This is a genomic window from Duganella lactea (assembly GCF_009857505.1).
Classification (GTDB): domain Bacteria; phylum Pseudomonadota; class Gammaproteobacteria; order Burkholderiales; family Burkholderiaceae_D; genus Rugamonas; species Rugamonas lactea.
The window spans coordinates 19,841-41,133 of the sequence record NZ_WWCP01000026.1 but is presented as its reverse complement, the minus strand read 5'-3'; the positions used below and the strand labels follow the sequence as shown (position 1 = coordinate 41,133).

At 64.1% G+C, this 21,293-nt stretch carries 16 protein-coding genes and 1 tRNA gene; 14 read left to right on the top strand and 3 right to left on the bottom strand.

Annotated features, from left to right (window positions below; all coding sequences use genetic code 11):
- The first annotated feature begins 46 nt into the window (after window positions 1-46).
- The 8 genes from GTP44_RS18860 (at window position 47) to GTP44_RS18825 (ending at window position 9,342) form a co-directional block, all read left to right on the top strand.
- The gene (locus GTP44_RS18860; protein WP_161020636.1) at window positions 47-1,642 is read left to right on the top strand and encodes an AMP-binding protein; all 1,596 of its coding nucleotides are present in this window, start codon (window positions 47-49) and stop codon (window positions 1,640-1,642) included.
- 1 nt (window position 1,643) lies between these two features.
- Window positions 1,644-3,932 carry a bifunctional salicylyl-CoA 5-hydroxylase/oxidoreductase gene (locus tag GTP44_RS18855; protein WP_161020635.1) on the top strand — a complete coding sequence of 763 codons (2,289 nt, stop codon included), beginning with the start codon at window positions 1,644-1,646 and terminating at the stop codon, window positions 3,930-3,932.
- Window positions 3,922-4,404 carry a MarR family winged helix-turn-helix transcriptional regulator gene (locus GTP44_RS18850; protein ID WP_161020634.1) on the top strand — a complete coding sequence of 161 codons (483 nt, stop codon included), beginning with the start codon at window positions 3,922-3,924 and terminating at the stop codon, window positions 4,402-4,404. The genes GTP44_RS18855 and GTP44_RS18850 overlap by 11 nt, the downstream gene beginning before the upstream one ends.
- Entirely contained in the window at window positions 4,401-5,255 is an 855-nt protein-coding gene (locus GTP44_RS18845; RefSeq protein ID WP_161020633.1) for an enoyl-CoA hydratase family protein, read from the top strand. The genes GTP44_RS18850 and GTP44_RS18845 overlap by 4 nt, the downstream gene beginning before the upstream one ends.
- Window positions 5,255-6,424 carry an acyl-CoA dehydrogenase family protein gene (locus GTP44_RS18840; protein ID WP_161020632.1) on the top strand — a complete coding sequence of 390 codons (1,170 nt, stop codon included), beginning with the start codon at window positions 5,255-5,257 and terminating at the stop codon, window positions 6,422-6,424. The genes GTP44_RS18845 and GTP44_RS18840 overlap by 1 nt, the downstream gene beginning before the upstream one ends.
- A 1-nt stretch (window position 6,425) precedes the next feature.
- Window positions 6,426-6,815, top strand: a complete 390-nt coding sequence (locus tag GTP44_RS18835) for a RidA family protein (protein WP_160991842.1) — start codon at window positions 6,426-6,428, stop codon at window positions 6,813-6,815.
- Window positions 6,816-7,103: 288 nt separating this feature from the next.
- Window positions 7,104-8,078 (top strand): nitroreductase family protein, encoded by a 975-nt coding sequence (locus GTP44_RS18830; protein WP_161020631.1) that lies wholly within the window; start codon window positions 7,104-7,106, stop codon window positions 8,076-8,078.
- Between the two features lie 13 nt (window positions 8,079-8,091).
- Window positions 8,092-9,342 carry a lipopolysaccharide biosynthesis protein gene (locus GTP44_RS18825; RefSeq protein WP_161020630.1) on the top strand — a complete coding sequence of 417 codons (1,251 nt, stop codon included), beginning with the start codon at window positions 8,092-8,094 and terminating at the stop codon, window positions 9,340-9,342.
- Here GTP44_RS18825 and GTP44_RS18820 read toward each other — a convergent pair.
- The 3 genes from GTP44_RS18820 to GTP44_RS18810 all read right to left on the bottom strand — a co-directional run bounded on the left by GTP44_RS18820 (window position 9,332) and on the right by GTP44_RS18810 (window position 13,043).
- Window positions 9,332-10,762, bottom strand: coding sequence for a DUF1501 domain-containing protein (locus tag GTP44_RS18820; protein ID WP_202424146.1), 1,431 nt, complete (start codon window positions 10,760-10,762; stop codon window positions 9,332-9,334). The two genes, GTP44_RS18825 and GTP44_RS18820, sit on opposite strands and share 11 nt — an antisense overlap.
- A gap of 11 nt (window positions 10,763-10,773) precedes the next feature.
- Window positions 10,774-12,555: a DUF1800 domain-containing protein gene (locus GTP44_RS18815; protein WP_161020629.1), complete on the bottom strand. Its 1,782-nt coding sequence runs from the start codon at window positions 12,553-12,555 to the stop codon at window positions 10,774-10,776.
- A 413-nt stretch (window positions 12,556-12,968) separates the two neighbouring features.
- Window positions 12,969-13,043 (bottom strand) — tRNA-Arg (locus GTP44_RS18810).
- Between the two features lie 174 nt (window positions 13,044-13,217).
- Between GTP44_RS18810 and GTP44_RS18805 the strand changes: the two genes are divergently transcribed.
- From GTP44_RS18805 to epsF, 6 genes are all read left to right on the top strand, one after another.
- Window positions 13,218-15,116, top strand: a complete 1,899-nt coding sequence (locus GTP44_RS18805) for an ATP-binding cassette domain-containing protein (RefSeq protein ID WP_161020628.1) — start codon at window positions 13,218-13,220, stop codon at window positions 15,114-15,116.
- 333 nt (window positions 15,117-15,449) lie between these two features.
- Window positions 15,450-16,628, top strand: a complete 1,179-nt coding sequence (epsL, locus tag GTP44_RS18800) for an XrtB/PEP-CTERM-associated polysaccharide biosynthesis outer membrane protein EpsL (RefSeq protein WP_161020627.1) — start codon at window positions 15,450-15,452, stop codon at window positions 16,626-16,628.
- A 20-nt stretch (window positions 16,629-16,648) separates the two neighbouring features.
- A complete protein-coding gene (locus GTP44_RS18795) occupies window positions 16,649-18,034 on the top strand; it encodes an undecaprenyl-phosphate glucose phosphotransferase (RefSeq protein ID WP_160991848.1) in 1,386 nt (461 codons plus the stop codon).
- A gap of 56 nt (window positions 18,035-18,090) precedes the next feature.
- On the top strand, window positions 18,091-18,978 hold the full coding sequence (locus tag GTP44_RS18790; protein WP_229256977.1) for an EpsD family peptidyl-prolyl cis-trans isomerase: 888 nt from the start codon (window positions 18,091-18,093) through the stop codon (window positions 18,976-18,978).
- 53 nt (window positions 18,979-19,031) lie between these two features.
- Window positions 19,032-19,823, top strand: coding sequence for a polysaccharide export protein EpsE (gene epsE / locus GTP44_RS18785; protein ID WP_161020665.1), 792 nt, complete (start codon window positions 19,032-19,034; stop codon window positions 19,821-19,823).
- Window positions 19,824-19,871: 48 nt separating this feature from the next.
- Window positions 19,872-21,290: a chain length determinant protein EpsF gene (epsF, locus tag GTP44_RS18780; RefSeq protein ID WP_160991849.1), complete on the top strand. Its 1,419-nt coding sequence runs from the start codon at window positions 19,872-19,874 to the stop codon at window positions 21,288-21,290.
- The last annotated feature ends 3 nt before the right edge of the window (window positions 21,291-21,293 follow it).

The window sequence follows — 21,293 nt, the reverse complement described above, 5'->3', positions numbered from 1 at the left end:
TCTGCGATGCCGTGGATACCTCTCGACTTCCAACCTCAAGGCGATCATGAACCAGCCCCTCGCAACCAGCGCCTACGCCGACCATTTCGCACGCCAGCATTTGCCGCCGCGCGAACAATGGCCGGAGCTGTGCTTCGACCTGCCCGAACTGCGATACCCGCAACGCCTCAACTGCGTGGCCATGCTGCTGGACGGCGGCGCGCCGGAGCAGGTGGCCGTGCGCGGCGCGCAAGAGCAATGGACCTACGCCCAGTTGCGGCGGCAGGTCGACCGCATCGCCCATGTGCTGCGCGGGCCGATGGCGCTGGAGACGGGCAACCGCGTGCTGCTGCGCGGCGCCAACAGCCCGATGATGGCCGCCTGCATCCTGGCGGTGATCAAGGCTGGGCTGATCGCCGTGCCCACCATGCCGCTGCTGCGCGCGCGCGAGCTGGGCGCCATCGCCGCCAAGGCGCAAGTGAACGCGGTGCTGTGCGCCGACAACCTGCGTGACGAGATGGAATCGGCGGAGCAGCCGGCGGCGGCGCGCGCCAACACTTTGTGGTTCAGCGAACTGGAAGCCTTGCTGCCGGCGCAGCCGGCGGACTTCGATGCGGTCGATACGTCGGCGGACGATGTCTGCCTGATCAGCTTCACCTCGGGCACCACCGGCATCCCCAAGGGCACCATGCACTTCCACCGCGACGTGATGGTGATCTGCGATTGCTTTCCACGCTCGGTGCTGCAAACGCGGCGCGGCGACATCTTCATCGGCACGCCGCCGCTGGCTTTTACCTTCGGCCTTGGCGGGTTGCTGCTGTTCCCGTTGCGGGTCGGCGCGACGGCGGTGCTGCTGGAGAAGCTGACGCCTGAAACGCTGCTCAAGGCCATCGAGACGCACCGCGCGACGATATGTTTTACCGCGCCCACTTCCTACCGGCAGATGGCGGCGCTGGCGTCGCAGTTCGACCTTTCCAGTTTGCAGAAGACCGTGTCGGCCGGTGAAGCGCTGCCGCCGGCCACCCGCGACAGCTGGCATCAGGCCACCGGCTTGCGGATGATCGACGGCATCGGCGCGACGGAGCTGCTGCACATTTTTATTTCCTCGTCCGGGGACCAGGCGCGCCCCGGCGCCACCGGCAAGCCGGTGCCGGGCTATCAGGCCTGCATCCTGGACTGGGACGGTAATCCGGTTGGCCCCGGCGTGATCGGGCGGTTGGCGGTGAAGGGTCCGACCGGCTGCCGCTACCTGGCCGACGAGCGTCAGAGCGACTATGTGCTGAACGGCTGGAACCTGACCGGCGACGCCTACGAAATGGACGCCGACGGCTATTTCTACTACCGTTCGCGCACCGATGACATGATCATCTCGGCCGGCTACAACATCGCCGGGCCGGAGGTGGAGGAGGTGCTGCTGCGCCATCCGGCCGTGGCGGAATGCGGCGTGATCGGCAAGACCGATCAGGAGCGCGGGCAGATCGTTGAAGCGCACGTGGTGCTGCGCGCCGGTTACGCGGCCACGCCGGAACTGGCGGCGCAGCTGCAGGAGTTCGTCAAGCAGCAGATCGCGCCGTACAAATATCCGCGCTCGATCAAGTTTCTCGACGCCTTGCCGCGCACCGAAACCGGCAAGCTGCAACGCTTCAAACTGCGTACTGAATGATATGAAGATAATTTGCATAGGTGGCGGCCCGGCGGGCCTGTACTTCGCGCTGTTGATGAAGAAGCAGAACCCATCCCACCAGATCACGGTGATGGAGCGCAATCGTCCCTACGACACCTTCGGCTGGGGCGTGGTGTTCTCCGACCAGACCCTGGGCAATTTGATGGAAGCCGATGCGCCGACCGCGCAAACCATCGAGGCCTCCTTCAATCACTGGGATAACATCGACGTATTTTTCAAGGGCCGCAAGGTGCGGTCCGGCGGCCACGGCTTCTGCGGCATCGGCCGCAAGCACCTGCTCAACATCCTGCAGCACCGCTGCGAGGAACTGGGCGTGCAACTGGTGTTTGAAAGCGAGGTGACCGACGAGCGGCAATACGATGCGGACCTGATCATCGCCTCGGATGGCCTCAACAGCCGCCTGCGCACGCGCCATGCGCACAGCTACGCGCCGCAGATCGAGCAGCGCCATTGCCGCTTTGTGTGGCTCGGCACGCGCAAGAAATTCGACGCCTTCACCTTCGCCTTCAAACAAACGGAGCACGGCTGGTTCCAGGCGCACATCTACCAGTACGACGCCGACACCTCCACCTTCATCGTCGAGACGCCGGAGCCTGTGTGGCGCGCGGCCGGGCTGGAGGCGATGAGCCAGGAGGAATCGATCGCCTTCTGCGAGCGGCTGTTTGCCGACCAGCTGGATGGCCACAAGCTGATATCCAACGCGGCGCACCTGCGCGGTTCGGCGATGTGGATCACCTTCCCGCGCATCGTCTGCGGCAACTGGGTGCACTGGAATGGCGCCATCCCGGTGGTGCTGATGGGCGACGCTGCCCACACCGCGCATTACTCGATCGGCTCCGGCACCAAGCTGGCGCTGGAAGACGCGATAGAGCTGGCGCGCTGCTTCGCGCAATACCCGGACACCGCCGCCGCGCTGGCCGCGTATCAGCAACTGCGCGCGGTGGAAGTGCTCAAGTTGCAGAACGCCGCGCGCAACTCCATGGAATGGTTCGAGAACGTTGAACGCTACAGCGCCATGGAAGCGCCGCAATTCGCGTACTCGATGCTGACGCGCAGCCAGCGCCTGTCACATGAAAACCTGCGTCTGCGCGATGCCGCCTACGTCGGCGATTACGAACACTGGTTCGCGCATCGCGCCGCCGAGCAGGCAGGCGTCGCCGCGCCAGCGGGCGCCACGCCGCCGATGTTCACGCCGTACAAAGTGCGCGGCCTGCTGCTGAAGAACCGTATTCTTGTTTCGCCGATGGCACAATACAGCGCCGCCGAAGGCACGGTCGGCGATTACCACTTGACCCATCTCGGCGCGCGCGCGCTGGGCGGTGCGGCGCTGGTGATGGCTGAAATGACCTGTGTCTCGGCGGACGCGCGCATTACGCCATACTGCCCCGGCCTGTATGCGCCTGAACACACCTTGGCCTGGAAGCGCATCGTCGACTTCGTCCACCACAGCAGCGATGCCGCCATCGGCGTCCAGCTTGGCCACGCCGGCGCCAAAGGCTCCACCCGCGCCATGTGGGATGGCATCGACCAGCCGCTGCCCAAGGACAACTGGCCGCTGCTGTCGGCCTCCGAACAGCAATACCTGCCCGGCGTGTCGCAGACCGCGCGCGCCATGTCGGCGGCGGACATGGCGCGCGTGCTCGAAGACTTTGTACGCGCCACGCTGGCGGCCAACGACGCCGGCTTCGACTGGCTGGAACTGCATTGCGCGCATGGCTACCTGCTATCGTCCTTCATTTCGCCGCTGACCAACCGGCGTGACGACGAATACGGCGGCAGCCTCGAAAACCGCTGCCGCTATCCGTTGCGTGTGTTCGCCACGATGCGGGCGGCGTGGCCGGCGCACAAGCCGATGAGTGTACGCATCTCGGCGCACGACTGGGTGGAGGGCGGGGTCACGCCGGATGACGCGGTGCGGATCGCGCGCCTGTTCAAGGCCGCCGGCGCGGACATGATCGACTGCTCATCGGGGCAGGTCAGCAAACGCGAAAATCCGGTCTATGGCCGCATGTTCCAGACCCCGTTCGCGGATCGCATCCGCAACGAGGCGGACATCGGCGCCATCGCCGTCGGCGCGATCTACGAGGCGGATCACGCCAACAGCATCATCGCCGCCGGCCGCGCCGACCTATGCGCGGTGGGCCGTCCGCACCTGGCCAATCCGGCATGGACGCTGACCGAAGCGGCGCGCATCGGCTACAAGGCGGTGACATGGCCCAAACAATACCTGGCAGGTAAACAACAACTGGAAAGAAATCATGGAAGATGAAGAACAGCTGGACCTGGCCAGCCGACTAACGCAGGACCATCACCAGTCGCTCAAGCTGTGGTTGCGGATGTTGTCGTGCACCGTCAAGATCGAGAACGAAATCCGCAGCCGCTTGCGCGCCACCTTCGGCATCACGCTGCCGCGCTTCGATTTGATGGCGCAGCTGGAGCGTTATCCGCAAGGGCTGCGCATGGGCGAGCTGTCCCGGCGCATGATGGTCACCGGCGGCAATATCACCGGCATTACCGATCAACTGGAGCAGGAAAAGCTGGTGGTGCGCGTGCCCGATCCGAAGGACGGCCGCGCCTACAGCGTCAAACTGACGGCGGCTGGCCGCAAGGCTTTCGCCGCCATGGCGGTCGTACACGAAGGCTGGATCGCGGAGCTGTTGCAGGACGTCTCCGCCGACGACAAGGCGCGGCTGATCGACCTGCTAGCCGATATGAAGCACAAGCTGAGGACCCCATCATGAAATACCTTCCCGGCGAGCCGCAACAATTGCCCGGCAACCGCACCTCGCTGGCTGGCTACCAGGCTGGCCACTTTCTGTTTGACGTCAGCGACGGCGTGGCGACGCTGACGCTGAACCGTCCCGAACGCAAAAATCCGCTGACGTTCGAGTCCTATGCCGAGCTGCGCGACCTGTTCCGCGCGCTGGTGTATGCGGACGACGTCAAGGCGGTGGTGCTCACCGGCGCCGGCGACAACTTCTGCTCGGGCGGCGATGTGCACGACATCATCGGCCCGCTCACCAGGCTGGATATGCCCGGCATGCTGGCCTTTACCCGCATGACGGGCGATCTGGTGAAAGCCATGCGCCACTGCCCGCAGCCGATCATCGCGGCGGTGGACGGCGTGTGCGCCGGCGCCGGCGCCATGCTGGCGCTGGCGTCGGACATCCGTCTCGGCACGGCGCGCAGCAAGACCGCCTTCCTGTTCACCCGCGTGGGACTGGCCGGGGCCGACATGGGCGCGTGCTCGCTGTTGCCGCGTGTGATTGGGCAGGGGCGGGCGGCGGAGCTGCTGTACACCGGGCGCTCGCTGTCCGGCACGGAGGCCGAGCGCTGGGGCTATTTCAACAGCCTGCAGGCGCCGGAGGCCTTGCCCGGCGCCGCGCGCGGCTTTGCCGAAGGCTTGGCCACCGGCCCCACCTTCGCGCACGGTATGACCAAGAAGATGCTGCAGCAGGAGTGGAATATGGGCGTGGACGAAGCCATCGAGGCGGAAGCGCAGGCGCAGGCGATCTGCATGGCGACCAACGATTTTCATCGCGCTTATCATGCCTTCGTGGCCAAGCAACAACCGCAATTTGAAGGCGACTGATGAGCGACAAGAACTACCTGGCGTGGCCATTTTTTGACGCGCACCACGCGGCGCTGGAAGCGGCGCTCGATGCCTGGGCCGCGCAGCACGTGGCCGGCGCGCATGCCGGCGACGTGGATGCGGCGTGCCGCCACCTGGTGCGCCAGCTGGGCGAGCGCGGCTGGCTGCGCCACGCCATCGGCGGCACGGCGTATGGCGGCGCCGGCGACATGATCGACACGCGCGCCATTTGCCTGATCCGCGAAACGCTGGCGCGCCACAACGGTCTGGCCGATTTCGCCTTTGCCATGCAGGGCCTGGGCTCGGGCGCCATCAGCCTGTTTGGCAGCGACGCCAATCGCGCCGAATACCTGCCGCGCGTGGCGCGTGGCGATGCCATCGCGGCGTTTGCCTTATCCGAGCCGCAGGCCGGTTCCGACGTCGCCGCCATGCAGTGCGCGGCGGTGCTGGCGGGCGACCACTATGTGCTCAACGGCGAGAAGACCTGGATTTCCAACGGCGGCATCGCCGATTTCTATGTGGTGTTCGCGCGCACCGGCGAGCAGCCCGGCGCGCGCGGCATCAGCGCCTTCATCGTCGACGCCGACACGCCGGGGCTGACGATCGCGCAGCGCATCGAGGTCATGGCCCCGCATCCGCTGGCGCGCCTGCGGTTCAGCGATTGCCGCGTCCCGGCCAACAAGCGGCTGGGCGAGGCGGGGCAGGGATTCAAGGTCGCGATGGCGACGCTGGACGTGTTCCGCACCTCGGTGGCGGCGGCGGCGCTGGGCTTTGCCCGTCGCGCGCTGGACGAAGCGCTGGCGCACGCCACGCAGCGCCAAATGTTCGGCCAGGTGCTGGCCGACTTCCAGCTCACGCAAGCGAAGCTGGCGCAGATGGCGACTGGCATCGACACCTCGGCGCTGCTGACCTACCGCGCCGCGTGGCAGCGCGACCAGGGCAAGGGGAACAATAAGGTGACCAAGGAGGCGGCGATGGCCAAGCTGCACGCGACCGAAACGGCGCAGCAGGTGATCGACGCGGCGTTGCAGATGTTCGGTGGCCTGGGGGTCGTCAGCGGCCAGGCGGTGGAAAGCCTGTACCGCGAAATCCGCGCCTTGCGCATCTACGAAGGCGCGACCGAGGTGCAGCAACTGATCATTGCGCGCGAACTGCTGAAGGAGGGCTGAGATGGAGATACTGCAACCGCCGGGCTGGGCGCGTCCACGCGGCTATGCCAATGGCGTGGCGGCCAGCGGCCGCATGGTGTGCGTCAGCGGCATGATCGGCTGGGATGGGCAGGGCGTGTTCCATACCGACGATTTCGCCGGTCAGGTGCGGCAGGCGCTGCGCAACATCGTCGCCGTGCTGGCGGAGGCGCAGGCCGGGCCGGAGCACATCATGCGCATGACCTGGTACGTGGTGGACAAGCATGAATACGTGGCGGCCTACAAGGAAATCGGCGCGGCCTATCGCGACATTATCGGCGCGCATTATCCTGCCATGACGGCGGTGCAGGTGGCGGCGCTGGTCGAGGACCGGGCACGGGTGGAAATCGAAGTGACGGCGATGGTGCCCTGAGAAAATACTTGGTCTTGCGAAGAAATTGTTGCGTTGCCGCATGGGCGGGTGGCGCCGCTTTTCGGTTAAATGTTCGGCGCACGATTGAATTTTCGCCATGTTTTCAGGTGGTGTTGTTATCATTCCGTTAGCGCGGTGCACAAGCCCGCGCCTGTTGTGACGGATGTTGCTGTGTTGCAGCATTTGATATTTCCGCCCACTCCATACAGCCTGGTAGACATGCAAACGCAAAATTCCCTTTCCAATTTGATTCTTGGCGGCGGCGATGTGCCCAAGCGGCGCCGGCTGATGTACCGCCTGTTGAAATCGGCTCCGCAGGTTTTCATGGAGTACGTCAAGGACTTTTCCCGTTATCTGAAGTACTCGGGCACGCTGGACGGCACGCCGGCGCAAAACCTGCTGGCGCGCATCACGGCCACCTACCACAATATCGAAAAAGGCTTGTCGCTGCCGCAGCCGCGCCTGGGCTTCGGCAAGGAAAACCTCAGCAACCTGATCGAGGCCATCCACAAGTATCAGCGCCTGTACGGCCCCAGCCACCCGGTGCTGAGTTCGGCGATCGAGGTGCTGGCCACCTACGCCAGCTATCACGAGACCCACAACTATCCCGATTACCCGTGCAAGCGCGAGATTCTGAAGATGCTGGCGGCGCGGCCGCAGCATCCGGCGCAAATGGGCGGCACGCGGCTGGTCACGCGCGAGCGGATCATGCAGGCGGTGAGCCCGGTGTCGGAACAGTTCTTCCTGCAACGCCACAGCATCCGCGCCTTCAGCAACCGCGAGGTGGACCTGGCCGATATCGAGGCGGCCATCCGCGTGGCGCAGAAGTCGCCGGTGGTGTGCAACCGCCAGTCCGGCGCCGTGCATGTGATCGCCGATCCTGAGCTGATCAAGGCGGCGCTCGATCTGCAGATGGGCGCGCGCGGCTTCTCGCATGCCGTCAACAAGCTGCTGGTGGTGACGGTCGACTTGCGCAACTTCTGGCAGGCGGGCGAGCGCAACCAGGGATGGATGGATGGCGGCATGTTCGCCATGTCGCTGATCTATGGCCTGCATCTGCGCGGCCTCGGCTCGTGCTGCCTGAACTGGAGCAAGACCAATCGCCAGACGCAACAAATGCGCGAGCTGCTCGGCTTGCAGCAGTGGGAATCGATCATCATGCTGATCGCGGTCGGCCACATACCGGAACAGGTGGTGGTGCCATTCTCCAGCCGGAAAGATCCGTTGCTGGTGACGCGCGTCATCACGAAATGGCAGAAGTGACGGCGCTGTCCCGATGAAAACCGTGTTCGCCACCGCCTCAATGCTGGTCAGAATATTGAGTCAGACCCTGGTGTTCCTGCTGATCGGCAAAGTGCTGGGGCCGGTGGAGTTGGGGCAGTTCTCCTTGTTCATGGTGTACGCCAGCCTGATCGGGCTGGTGGCCGACTATGGCTGCTCGAATCCGGCGCTGCGCGAAATGTCGGTCGACGTCGACCGCGCCGCCACCATCATGAACGATTACCTGGTGTTCCGCGTGGCGATGGGCGTGGTGTGCTACACCATCGGCGGGCTGGGACTGTATCTGTCGGGCCTGGTGACGGCGGCCGACGCGCCATTGTTCTTGTGGATCAGCCTGGCATCGTTCGTGGCGCTGCAGGCCGACTTCGTGTTGCTGATCTTCCGCGCCACCACCCGCTATAACGAGGAGACCGTCACCTCGGTCTGCACCTCGCTCGTGCACATGCTGCTGGTGGGCAGCGTGTGTTTCATGTCGCCGCACATTGTGCCGGTCACGCTGGCCTTTCTCGGCTCGCGGTTGTTCGCGCTGGTCTTCACGATCAGCATGGTGCGCCGTAAGGCCGCGATGCTTCGCTATGCGGCGGGGCAGATTGGGGCCGCGCTGCGGGCGGCGCCGGCGATGCTGCGCCAGCGCACGCTGTACGCCGCCGACAGCTTTATCACTGCGGCGTTCGGCCAGGTCGACACGCTGCTGGTCGGGCATCTGCTGGGCTTGCACGCCTTGGGTAATTATCAGCTGGGCGCCAAGGTATTGCAGATGAGTCTGTCGATCGTGCAGGTCGCCTCCAGCGTCTACATTCCGGCGCTGTCGCGCGCCGTGCATCAGGCGCATCCGCTGCGCATGATGCTGCGGATGATGCTGGCGCTGGCCGCCGTGGGCGCGCTTGCCGCCGCCGCCATTTACTGGATCATGCCGTATCTGGTCGATCTGACCATGGGCGCGCAGTTTGCCGACGCCAACGTGCTGTGGGGTGGCATCGGCCTGGCCGTGTTTATCCGCTGCCTGGCGGCGAGCTTTGGCATTCTGCTGGTGGCGCTCGACAAGCCTGGCGTGCGCACCGTTGTGCAGGTCGGTATCATCGCCAGCCTGGTGGCGCTGGCGTGGTTGCTGCTGCCGTCCTACGGCCTGTGGGGCATGGGCTACGCGGTGGCCGGCGCGCTGGGCGTCGGCCTGCTGATCTATCTGCTGGCCGTGCTCAGGCTGGCGCCGTCGCTGGCGGCGCCGCGCCAGTTGATCAGGCCATGAAGCCCAGGTTCTTGGTGGCGAAGTTGCCGATGTTGGGGAAGACGCTGGCCAGTTGCGTTGCCGGCACGCCAAACCAGGTGGCCAGCGTTGCGCCGTACTGATCCACCGAGGTGGTGGGCAACAGCGAACCGGAGCCCACATCCAGCGTGTGATTGACGCCGGTCACCGGGAAGCTGCCATAGATGTCGCGTCCCTTGACCGCGCCGCCGATGATGAAATGGTGCGAGCCCCAGCCGTGGTCGGTACCGTTGCCGTTGGTGGTGAAGGTGCGGCCAAAGTCCGAGGCGGTGAACAGCGTCACCTGCTGGCGCATATCGGTGCCTTGCAGCGAGGCCAGCACCGTGTTGAAGTAGGCGATGGCGTGGTCCAGGCGCGCCATCAGGTCGGCGTGGGCGGTGGCTTGCGCGGTGTGGGTGTCGAAGCCGTTCATGCTGACGTAGAACACCTGACGCTTGACGCCCAGCGTGTTGCGGCCGGCGATGACGCGGGCGACCGCCTGCAACTGCAGCGCCAGCGGGTTGGCCGCCGCCACGCCGGTATTCGGGTTGACGTACTGTGTCGGGTTGGGAATGCCACCGGCGCCAGCCGGCACCATGGCCGCTTGCAGTGTGCCCTGCGCGGCGATCGCGCGGTTGACCACGGCGGCATAGTCGTTCTGGAACTTGTTGTCCCCCTGGCCGGTGATGATGGCTTGCAGCGGATTGCTCCCCGGCTGCGTGCCGAACAGGCCCGCGCTCAGATTGGTGATGCCGGGCAGACCCTCGGTGGTGATCTGCAATTGTCGTGTCTGCTTACCGGTCAGGAATACCGCGTTGCCCGACACCGAAATGCAGCCGAAGGTCTGGTTGCTGTTCGCGCTGGCGACCATGTCGCCCATGCGGCCGCCCCAGCCGCTGAGCGAGCCTTCCGGCGCGTCCGACTGCCACATCGACTGCTGGTCATTATGCGAAAATAATTTCGGCGGCAGCTTCACCGAGGCCGCCTTGTACTGTGCCAGCGTGGTCGGCTGCACCAGCGTGCCGACGTTGGCCAGGATGGCGACGTTGCCGGCTTCAAACAGGCTTTTCACGGTGCCCAGGCGCGGGTGCAGCGCGAAGCTGCGCCCCTGGGAATTGATCGGCGTGATCGGCAACACGCCGCCGGTGGCGCCCAGGCCCGGCAGGGCGATCGACTTGTTGTCGGCGGTGACGCGCAGGCGCTGGTATTCGTTCCAGGAGGCGCTGTCGGTGGCCAGCACGGTGTTGAAGCCGTCATTGCCGCCCGCCATGTACAGGCAGACCAAGGCCTTGTAGTCGCTGGCGTTTTGCGCGGCGGCGTTGCCCATGGCGGCCAGGTTGACGGCGAACGGTGCCGCTGTCGTGCCCGCCATTGCCATCATCGAACCCAGGAAGCCACGGCGTGAAAGAGGGTGCTTTTGCATGGTGAGGCTCCTTATTTCTGGACGATGTATTCAGGCGAGGCCATCGCCAGGAAGATGGCCAGCTGCACGCGGTAGCTGGCCAGTCGGCTTCTGAGCTCGGCGTTGGTGCTGGTGGCGGCCGGGCGTTGCACCGACGAGACCGCGCTGAGGATCTGGGCGCGCAGCGTCGACGACATGTTGCCGTTCAGCAGAAGCAGGTTGATCCGGTCTACCAGTTTGGCGGGATTGTCGACCAATGCCAATTCATTCTGATAGTTCGGTTTGACATCGAAACCGGTGCCGACGCCATAGGCGATGGCGTTTTGCATGTAATTGAGGTAGCCGATCACGGTGGGTTCGGCGGTGATCTGCATTTCCGGCGCCACCATCTTGGCGGCGCCCACTTCCGACGCCGGCGCCACATAGCCCGGACGGAAGAAGTTGAACACATTCGGCGCGCGCAGCGGTGCCTGGCCCAGGCCGTGAATCGGATCGTACAGCGATGGAACCAGGTAGCGGGTCGAGGCCGAGGTGGCGGAGAAGGCGCGCATCCAGTTTGCCAGGCGCAGCAGCGGTTCGCGCACCTTGCCGGTGTTGGCGCTCAGGGTGCGGGCTTCGGTATCGAGCAGCACAGCGCGGATGACGGCTTTCATGTCACCACGGACGCCGGCGCCGTTGTTGGCGAAGACGGCGGCCACCCGGCCGACGTAGGCCGGGCTGGGATTGCTGGTGACCAGGCGCTGAATCAGCTGGCGGCCGATGAACGGCCCGACGTTGGGGTGGTTGAACAGCGTGTCGAGCGCCACCTTCAGATCGGCCGCGCCGCTGGTGGCGCCTGAGATGGTCGTGCCGAGGAAGGTTTTTTCCGAGGTGGAGTGGAAGTTCGGATAGTTCACCATCGGCTTGATCGCCCAGTCGGGATCTTTGGTGTTGCCGAGGAAGCGATTGCCCGACATGTCGGTGCTGTTGAAGCTCCAGCCGGTCATGACCTTGGCCATGCCCATGATGTCGGCATGGGTGTAGGTTTCCACCGGGGCGCCGTTGACCAGCACCTGCGTGCCGTCCTGATTCAGCTTGTACAGGCCGATCGTCATCAGTTGCATCACTTCGCGGGCGAAATTCTCGTCTGGCAGGCGGTTGCCCGATTCCTTCTGGTTGCGCAGGCTGGACAGGTAGATGCCCATCATTGGATGCAGCGTCACCGACTCCAGCAATTGGCGGAAATTGCCGAAGGCGTTTTTACCCAGCATGTCGTAGTAGTCGGCCATGCCGCGCGGATGCTCGGCCAGCGTGCCATCTTCGAACGACACGACGAAGATTTCGGACAGGGCGAAGGTCACGCGCTGGCGCAGTTGATCGTTGCCCTCCACGACGCGTTTCCAGAAGAATTCGTTGAACTGGGCCTGGCTGGCCGGCGCGCCGGCGGCACTCAAGGCGTCGATGTAGCTGCGGTAGGTCGGCGTGACGCCGAAGTTGAGCTGATCATTGAGCCAGGCCGCCGGCCCGCTGGCGGCCACGGCGTTGATCTGGCTGGCGGTCGGGCCGAAGGAGGCTTGCGCCAGGAAGCGCGACGCCTGTTCCGGCGTGATGGCGACCGCCGCGGTGACGCCGTTCAAGCGTTGCTGGCTGGCGGCGCTGGTGTTGGCGGCGCTGCTGCTGGTACTGGTGGTGGCGGCGTCGCCGGAAGAGAACAGCGCGCCGAAGGTCTTGTCGGAACTAACGCTAGCACCGTTGTCGGTGCTCCCGCCGCCGCATGCGGTAAGGACTGCGAACGAGGTTGCGGCGAGCATCGTTCGGAAGATAGCGGAATTCATTTCAAAGTTCCCTGTTTCGTGAATGGGTGATTGAATTGTATCCACGCGGAAATAAATTACTGCCCGGAATTTAAAATATTTTTCTCATCTTTTAAATAACATTAATTCCCGGGTATTTTTTTCGGCGAAGTTGGTCACCGTTCGGCGCTAATTGGCCGAAGTTTTGTGAATGGAAACTAAGATGTTTTATCGTAAATGTCAGATTCCGGCAACGGAAAATTTACAATAAGACATATTTTTTCGCTTGGCGAAAAGTTTTTAACGAAGAGAATTGCGCGAAGATACGTCAAAAATGACGGATGTTGCGGTTTTTGTATGCGGGTTGTCAAAACCTTTCGGGCTCGGCAGGAGCGGGGAATTTTAACCCGAAATTTAACAATGTTGCTTTAACTGTGTGGGGCGGCGGGGAGAGGTGGTGTCACCAACAGGAATCGAACCTGTATCTAGGTCTTAGGAGGACCCTATTCTATCCGTTGAACTATGGTGACACACCGGTGCGGACGGCAGGGCAGGCGCCCCGCGTGCAGCGAGCGGCCATGATATAGCCTTTTTGGCAGGAAAGGAAGGCTGGGGGCCGCCGATTACCGGATAAGACCTGCGGTGACGCGCGGCCAGCCGGTACAATACGGGCTTCTTTCCTTCTTCCCGCGTCTATCTATACCATGGCTGTCATCTCTCTCTCTTCCGCGCAACTGGCGTTCGGCCACGTTGCCCTGCTCGATCATGCGGAATTTTCGCTGGAAACCGGCGAGCGCGTCGGCCTGATCGGCCGCAACGGCACCGGCAAGTCCTCGCTGCTGAAAATTATCTCTGGCAAGTTCAAGCTGGACGACGGCCTGCTGGTCATGCAGCAGTCGCTGAAAATCGTCTATGTCGAGCAGGAGCCGGTGTTCGTGCCGCAGATGTCGGTGCACGACGCCGTGGCCGAAGGCCTGGGCGAGTTGCCGCTGCTGCTGAAGGAGTACGAGGAGCTGACCGGCCAGTTCGGCCAGGGCGACGACGACGCCGTCATGGCGCGCATGCACGACATCCAGGTCCAGCTGGATGCGGCCGACGCCTGGAATCTGTCGAACAAGGTCGAGACCGTGCTCGATAAACTGAACCTGTCGGGCGACCTGCTGATGCAGCAGCTGTCGGGCGGTATGCAGAAGCGCGTGGCGCTGGCGCGCGCGCTGGTGGCGGCGCCGGACGTGCTGCTGCTCGACGAGCCGACCAATCATCTGGATTTCACCTCCATCCTGTGGCTGGAAGGCTTGCTGCGCGACTTCAAGGGCAGTGTGCTGTTCATCACCCACGACCGCTCCTTCCTGGACAACGTGGCCACCCGCATCATCGAGCTGGACCGCGGCAAGCTGTTGTCCTTCCCCGGCAATTTCAGCGCCTACCAGGTGCGCAAGGCCGAGCAACTGGCTATCGAGGAAGTGGAAAACGCCAAGTTCGACAAGGTGCTGGCGCAGGAGGAAGTCTGGATCCGCAAGGGCGTCAAGGCGCGCCGCGTGCGCGACGAGGGCCGCGTGCGCCGGCTGGAAGCGCTGCGTCTGCTGCGCGCCGCGCGCCGCGAGCAGCAGGGCCAGGTCAAGCTGGAAGTGTCGTCCGGTGAACGCTCCGGCAAGATCGTGGCCGAGCTGGAAAACATCAGCAAGCATTTCGGCGAGCGCGTCATCGTGCGCGATTTCACCGGCACCATCCTGCGTGGCGACAAGGTCGGCCTGATCGGCGCCAACGGCGCCGGCAAGACCACGCTGCTGAAAATGATCCTGGGCGAGCTGGCGCCGGACAGTGGCGTGGCCAAGCTGGGCACCAAGCTGCAGGTGGCGTACTTCGACCAGATGCGCGCCCAGCTCAACGAGGAGGCCAGCCTGGCCGACACCATCTCGCCCGGCAGCGACTGGGTCGAGGTCAATGGCCAGAAAAAGCATGTGATGAGCTACCTGGGCGACTTTCTGTTCGCACCGGAGCGCGCGCGTTCGCCGGTCAAGTCGCTGTCCGGCGGCGAGCGCAACCGGCTGCTGCTGGCGCGCCTGTTCGCCAAGCCGGCCAACTGCCTGGTGCTGGACGAGCCGACCAATGATCTCGACATCGACACCCTGGAGCTGCTGGAGGAACTGCTGGAAGAGTACAGCGGCACCGTGTTCCTGGTCAGCCACGACCGCACCTTCCTCGACAACGTGGTGACGCAGGTGATTGTGGCGGAAGGCGACGGCCTGTGGCGCGAATACGTCGGCGGCTACAGCGACTGGGAGCGCGTGCGCGCCACGTCCGCCGCCAAGCCGGTCGTCAAGGCGGCGCCGGTCGCGGCACCGGCGGCGGCGCCAAGCACGGCGCCCAAGACCAAAAAGCTCAGCTACAAAGAGCAGCGTGAGCTGGAGGAATTGCCGAAGTTGATCGCCTTGCTGGAGGACGAACAAGCGGTGCTCGCCGGGCAACTGGCCGATCCGGACTTCTACAAAAAGACGCCCGCCGAGGCCAAGCGCCTGCACGGCCGCGTGGCCGAGATTGAAGAAGAGCTGCTGGCCGCGCTGGAAAAATGGGAAGACATCGAGGCCCGCGCCAAAAGTTGAAGGATGGTCGAATGAGGTGAGACGGCCAGGGGGGGGGCGGTAGCGTTTTTGTGGCGCTGCGGCAAACAATAAACCCTGGTTGCAACGACAGCGCCCGCGCACGATTGCGGGCGCTGTCTTTTTTGGTATTGTGATATTTTTGTTATGGATCGGTTCCGATCCCAGCCATGGTGGTCATAGGGCGTTTCCCCGAACGGAGGCGTTTTTATTGGCGGCACACCGGGCTGACTGGTAGCGGTTTCGTTTTACAGCTATGTTAGATAACAAAAAATGTCCCTTCATTTGCGATTTTTTTCTGGCAGTATTTGCTGCTCTGCACCACGACCTTTTCGGTTGGCGGCCTGGGCGCTGGCAAGCGGCGCGGTATTGGCGCCGCCGGCGCACGCCGCCTTCAGCGACACCGTCAAGCCCTTCGTGGCGCTTGGTTACACCCATGACGACAACCTGCTGCGGCTGGAGGACGGCCAGCAGCTGGACGGCGGCCGCGCCGACAATATCCGCCAGTCGCAGGCCGGGGTTTCGGTGGAGTGGCCGCTCGGGCGCCAGGTGCTGGTCGGCTCGGCCAAGGTCAGCAAGGTCAGCTTCGATCACTTCAGCCAGCTCGATTACACCGGCCAGGATTACCAGGGCACGTGGAACTGGGTGGTGGGCAACCATCTGAACGGCCATCTGGGCGCGAGTTATGCGCAAACCATCGCGCCGTTCACCGACTTCCACAGCAACGAACGCAATCTGAAGACGCAGAAGCGCGGCTTCGCCGATATTTTCTGGCGCTTCCACCCGAGCTGGCAGGTGCATGCCGGCTACGTCAACGACCAATACGATTACGACCTGGCGTCGCAGCGCTTCAATACCCGCACGGAAAAGGCCAGCGACGCCGGCGTCGATTTTCTGGCCACCAGCGGCAGCACGGTCGGCCTGGTGGCGCGCCGCCTGAACGGCCATTATCCCTATGCAAACCAGAGTGGCCCGGTGGTGCGGGAGTCCGGCTATACCCAGGATGAGCTCAAGCTCAAGGTGCTGTGGCGCGCCAGCGGCCTGACGGAGGTGCAGTTCCTCGGCGGCCGTGTCAAGCGCCGGCACGACCTGGGCGCGGAACGCGACGTCAGCGGCACCAATGCGCGCCTCACCGTGCAATGGACGCCGCGCGAACGCCTGCGCTGGTCGGCCGCCGTCTGGCGCGAGTTCACGGCGGTGGAGTCGAGCATCCTCAACTATGCGCTGAGCAAGGGCGGCAGCGTCAACGCGACCTGGGACCTGAGCGCCAAGGTGGCGCTGACCGCCAGCGCGCGGCGCGAGCGGCGCGACTTCAACGGCCTGCTGGCGTCGGTGCTGCCGATCAGCTATGACGACGATTCGCGCACCCTCGGCGCCGGAGTCAGCTACGCGCCGACCCGCACCTCGCAGTTGAGTCTGCAATACAACCGCGAGACGCGCGACCCCAGCAACCGTTTATTCAGCAGCGGCTATCGCGCCAACAGCGTGTCGTTCAATGCCAGCCTCCAGTTCTAACCCACAGCCATCCAGACCACATGAATATTAGCGATCTCCCGGTAGTGACCTTCTTCCAGCGCGTGCTGGACCCCCTGATCATCATGGGCAACCTGTATGTGTGCGCGGCCATCACCGGCGCACCGTTCGATGGCTACATGCTGATCCTGATGGTGCTGGCGTTTTATGTGTCCAGCTCGGTCTACGCGCACATCGACCCCTACCGTAACTGGCGTCGTGGCCGCTGGCTGGCCTATCTGCGCGATGTGCTCGGCGGCTGGGCGCTGGCGGCCGGTGTGCTGTGGCTGCTGGCCGTGTGCTGCGGCCTGGAGACCATGTATGACACCCAGGCGTTGCTGTTGTGGGCGCTGTCGACGCCGCTGCTGCTGGTGCTGTTGAACTACAGCGCCACCTGGGGGCGTGGCGACGGCGCCAGCGCGGTGGTCGAACGCAGCTCGGTGGTGATCATCGGCGCCAACGACCTGAGCCTGAAGTTTGTCGACCGCATCGAAAGCCAGACCGGCCATCCGCTGCAGATACAGGGTTTCTTTGATGACCGCACGCCCGACCGTTACCCGCTCAATATGCGCCACCCGATACTGGGCACGATGGCCGACGTGGCGTCATACGTGCGCGCCCATCACGTCAAATTGATTTATATTAGCCAGCCGATTTCGGCGCAGCCGCGTATCCGCAAGCTGATCGACGAGCTGCAGGACACCACCGCGTCGGTGTATTTTCTGCCTGACATCTACGTCTTCGACCTGATGCAGGCGCGCTTCGACAGCGTGGCCGGCATACCGGTGATCGCGATCTGCGAGACGCCGTTCATCGGCGTCAACAGCCTGGTCAAGCGCATCAGCGACATTGTGCTGGCGCTGCTGATCCAGATCCTGCTGCTGCCGCTGATGCTGGTGATCGCGGCGCTGGTGAAGTTCACATCGCCGGGGCCGGTGATTTTCCGCCAGCGCCGCTACGGCCTGTATGGCGAGGAAATCATCGTCTACAAGTTCCGTTCGATGACCGTGACCGAGGACGGCGACAAGGTGGTGCAGGCGCGCAAGGGCGATCAGCGGGTGACGCCGATCGGCGCCTTCCTGCGCAAGACCTCGCTGGACGAGCTGCCGCAGTTCTTCAATGTGTTGCAAGGCCGCATGAGTATCGTCGGGCCGCGGCCGCACGCGGTGGCGCACAACGAGCAGTACCGCAAGCTGATCAAGGGCTATATGTTGCGCCACAAGGTCAAGCCGGGCATCACCGGCTGGGCCCAGGTCAACGGCCTGCGCGGCGAAACCGAAACGCTGGACAAGATGGAGGCGCGGATTCAGTACGACCTCGATTATCTGCGCAGCTGGTCGTTGTGGCTGGATTTGTGGATCATCCTGCGCACCGTGAAGGTGGTGTTGAAGCGCGATAACGCGTTCTGACCAGGACCTGATGTTGGTCATCCCTGTTTTTATCTCATTGAGTTGAAGGAACGACTTTGAAGCACTTACACAGCATGTCTCTGAGCAAGTCCGTTGCCTGCACCGCCTGGCTGCTGGCCGTCGGCCTGAGCGCGTGCGGCGACAAGGCCGCCAGGAAGCCGGGTCAGTCGCTGGCCAGCGTCAATGGCAATGAAATCACGGTGCTGCAACTGAATGACGAATTGCAGCGCGGCGGCGTGGCGCCGGCGCAGCAGGCGGAGGCCAGCAAGAAATTGCTGGAAGCGCTGATCGACCGCCAGTTGTTGCAGGAGCAGGCGGAGAAGGACAAGCTCGACCGCGATCCGAAAGTGGCGCAGGCGATCGAGCGCGCCAAGGCGCTGATCCTGGCCCAGGCCTACATCCAGAAGAAGATGGGCACGGTGGGCAAGCCGACCCGCGCCGAGGTGGAGGACTACTTCCAGAAGAACCCGGACTTCTTCACCGGCCGCAAGCAGCTGGACATGCGCCAGCTGGTGCTGGCCAGCCGCGACCTTGACGCGCCGCTGAGGACGATGTTGGAGAGCGCCAAGTCGCTGGAGGAGGTGGCGGCCTGGCTCGACGCGCACAAGGTGCGCTACGCCCGCGCCCAGCTGTCGCGCGCCACCACCGATTTGCCGCCCGACCTGGCGAAGAAGCTGCTGACGATACCGAAAGGCCAGCCGTTCATCATCAACGAGGGTGAGCGCAGCCTGTTGATCGCCATCGCCGACATCCGCGACACCCCGGTCGCGCTGGACGCGGCGACGCCGCAGATCGAGCAGTTCCTGGTCAATCAGCGCACCAAGGCCGCCACCGATGCCGAACTGGCCCGTCTGCGGGCGGCCGCCAAGATCGCGTATCTGAACCAGACCGCCACGGCGGCGCCGGCCACCGCGATCGACCGTGGCGTGGCCGGCCTGAAGTGAGCGGGACACCTGAGCGAGACACTTTAATTCTTCAGAAACAGGGACACAACATGATGAAACGATGGATAGCAGGGATGTGGGCGGCGCTGTGCGTCGCCTTGATGGGCAGCGCGGCGGCCGCCGACGCCAGGCTGGGCGCGGGCGACGTGGTGAAGATCACCGTGTACGGCAACCCCGACCTGACCACCGAAACCCGCGTCAGCGAAGCGGGGCGGATCACCTTTCCGCTGATCGGCGAGGTCGCGGTCGGCAACCTGCAAACCGCCGAGGCCGAGAAGAAGATCGCCGGCCAGCTGGAAAGCGGCGGCTTCGTGCGCAAGCCGCAGGTCAACATCCTGGTCACCGTGCTGCAAAGCCAGCAGGTGTCGGTGCTGGGCCAGGTTAACCGTCCCGGCCGCTATCCGGTCGATGGCAAGCGCAGCGTGATGGACTTGCTGGCGCTGGCCGGCGGCGTCAGCGCCGACGGCGGCGACGCCATCGACCTGATCCGCAAGGGCGCGGACGGCAAGACTGTGCGCGAAGTGGTGGACGTGGTGCAGATGGCCCGCACCGGCGACTTGAATCGCGACCTGGAACTGACCAGCAACGACGTCATTTACGTCGAGCGCGCGCCGCGCTTCTACATCTACGGCGAGGTGCAGCGCCCCGGCGTGTTCCGTCTGGAACACAACATGACCGTGGTGCAGGCGCTGTCGGTGGGCGGCGGCCTGACGCCGCGCGGCACCGAGCGCGGTGTGCGCATCAAGCGTCGCGGTGACGACGGCAAGCTGCAGACCATCGAGGCCAAGCACGACGACCTGCTGCAGGCCGACGACGTGGTGTATATCAAGGAAAGCCTGTTCTAGGCTTGCGTGAACGGTGCATGACATTAGTCCCGAAATAAAGGCCACACCATGAATGTTTCCCAGATCCTGTTGATTTTACGGGCGCGCAGGAAGATCATCCTGCTGACGCTGCTGTTCACCGTCGCGGTGACGATCGCGGTCAGCCTGGTGCTGCCCAAGAGCTATAAAGCGACCTCGTCTGTTATTCTCAACTACAAGGGTGTCGATTCGCTGACCGGACTGACGCTGCCGGGCCAACTGCTGCCCGGCTATGTGGCCACGCAGATCGACATCATCAGCAGCAAGAACGTGGCGCTGCGCGTGGTCGACGCGCTGAAGCTGGCGCAAAGCCCGACCGTCGTCGAGCAGTTCAACGAGGCCACCGACGGCCAGGGCACGGTGCGCGACTGGCTGGCCGAGTTGTTGCTGAAGAAACTGGAGATCGTGCCGGGGCGCGAAAGCAGCGTGGTCGAGATCAGCTTCACCGGCGCCGATCCGCAGTTCGTGGCGGCGGTGGCCAACGCCTTTGCCGATGAATATCAGCAGGCCAGCATCCAGCTCAAGTCCGACCCGATGAAGAAGGCCACCAGCTATTTCGACGGCCAGGCGAAAGTGCTGCGCGACGCGATCGAGGCGGCGCAGAGCCGGCTGTCGAAATACCAGCAGGAACATGGCATCGTCAGCGTCGACAACCGGCTGGACGTCGAGTCGAACCGCCTCAACGACCTGTCGGCGCAACTGGTGGCGGCCCAGGGCCAGTTGATGGAGGCCAGCTCGCGCCAGCGCATGGCCAGTGGCCAGTCGGGCGAATCGCCGGACGTGGCCGGCAATCCGCTGATCCAGAACATGAAGGTGGCGCTCAGCGCCGCCGAATCGAAGTTTGCCGACATCGCCCAGCGGCTCGACAAGAACCACCCGCAATACCAGAGTGCCAAGGCGGAAGTGGACCAGCTGCGCGCCGACCTCAAGGCGCAGACCCGGATCACCTCCAACACCGTGGGCAACAACGCGCAAATCCTGATGCAGCGCGAGGCGGCGATCCGCGGCGCGCTGGCGGCGCAGAAGACCAAGGTGCTGGAACTGAACCGCACCCGTGACGAATTGAACGTGCTGCAAAAAGACGTCGAAAACGCCCAACGCGCGTTTGACGCCACCTCGGCGCGGTTGTCGCAGACCCGCATCGAGGGCCAGGCGGAACAGTCCGACGTGGCGCTGCTCAATCCGGCCGTGGTGCCGGTCAAGCCGGCCGGGCCGAAGATTCTGCTGAACACGGCGGTGGCCATCGTGCTGGGCACGATGCTGGGCCTCGGGCTGGGTTTCCTGCTGGAATTCTTTGACCGCCGCGTGCGCTCGCGGGCCGACCTGGCCGACGCGCTGGATATTCCAGTACTGGGCGTCATCGATTGGCGCCAAAGCGAGACCCCGCGCCGGTCGTCGCGCTTCAACGGCCTGTTCCCGCGTCGCAGCAACCTGAGCATCAACTCCTGACCC

Bases quoted from the DNA above. Each gene is read 5' to 3' on its own strand.
- GTP44_RS18850 (WP_161020634.1), top strand. From the start codon at position 3,922: ATGGAAGATGAAGAACAGCTGGACCTGGCCAGCCGACTAACGCAGGAC.
- GTP44_RS18845 (WP_161020633.1), top strand. From the start codon at position 4,401: ATGAAATACCTTCCCGGCGAGCCGCAACAATTGCCCGGCAACCGCACC.
- GTP44_RS18815 (WP_161020629.1), bottom strand. From the start codon at position 12,555: ATGAATTCCGCTATCTTCCGAACGATGCTCGCCGCAACCTCGTTCGCA.
- GTP44_RS18860 (WP_161020636.1), top strand. From the start codon at position 47: ATGAACCAGCCCCTCGCAACCAGCGCCTACGCCGACCATTTCGCACGC.
- GTP44_RS18855 (WP_161020635.1), top strand. From the start codon at position 1,644: ATGAAGATAATTTGCATAGGTGGCGGCCCGGCGGGCCTGTACTTCGCG.
- GTP44_RS18840 (WP_161020632.1), top strand. From the start codon at position 5,255: ATGAGCGACAAGAACTACCTGGCGTGGCCATTTTTTGACGCGCACCAC.
- GTP44_RS18830 (WP_161020631.1), top strand. From the start codon at position 7,104: ATGTACCGCCTGTTGAAATCGGCTCCGCAGGTTTTCATGGAGTACGTC.
- epsE (WP_161020665.1), top strand. From the start codon at position 19,032: ATGAAACGATGGATAGCAGGGATGTGGGCGGCGCTGTGCGTCGCCTTG.
- GTP44_RS18825 (WP_161020630.1), top strand. From the start codon at position 8,092: ATGAAAACCGTGTTCGCCACCGCCTCAATGCTGGTCAGAATATTGAGT.
- epsF (WP_160991849.1), top strand. From the start codon at position 19,872: ATGAATGTTTCCCAGATCCTGTTGATTTTACGGGCGCGCAGGAAGATC.
- GTP44_RS18820 (WP_202424146.1), bottom strand. From the start codon at position 10,762: ATGCAAAAGCACCCTCTTTCACGCCGTGGCTTCCTGGGTTCGATGATG.
- GTP44_RS18805 (WP_161020628.1), top strand. From the start codon at position 13,218: ATGGCTGTCATCTCTCTCTCTTCCGCGCAACTGGCGTTCGGCCACGTT.
- GTP44_RS18835 (WP_160991842.1), top strand. From the start codon at position 6,426: ATGGAGATACTGCAACCGCCGGGCTGGGCGCGTCCACGCGGCTATGCC.
- GTP44_RS18795 (WP_160991848.1), top strand. From the start codon at position 16,649: ATGAATATTAGCGATCTCCCGGTAGTGACCTTCTTCCAGCGCGTGCTG.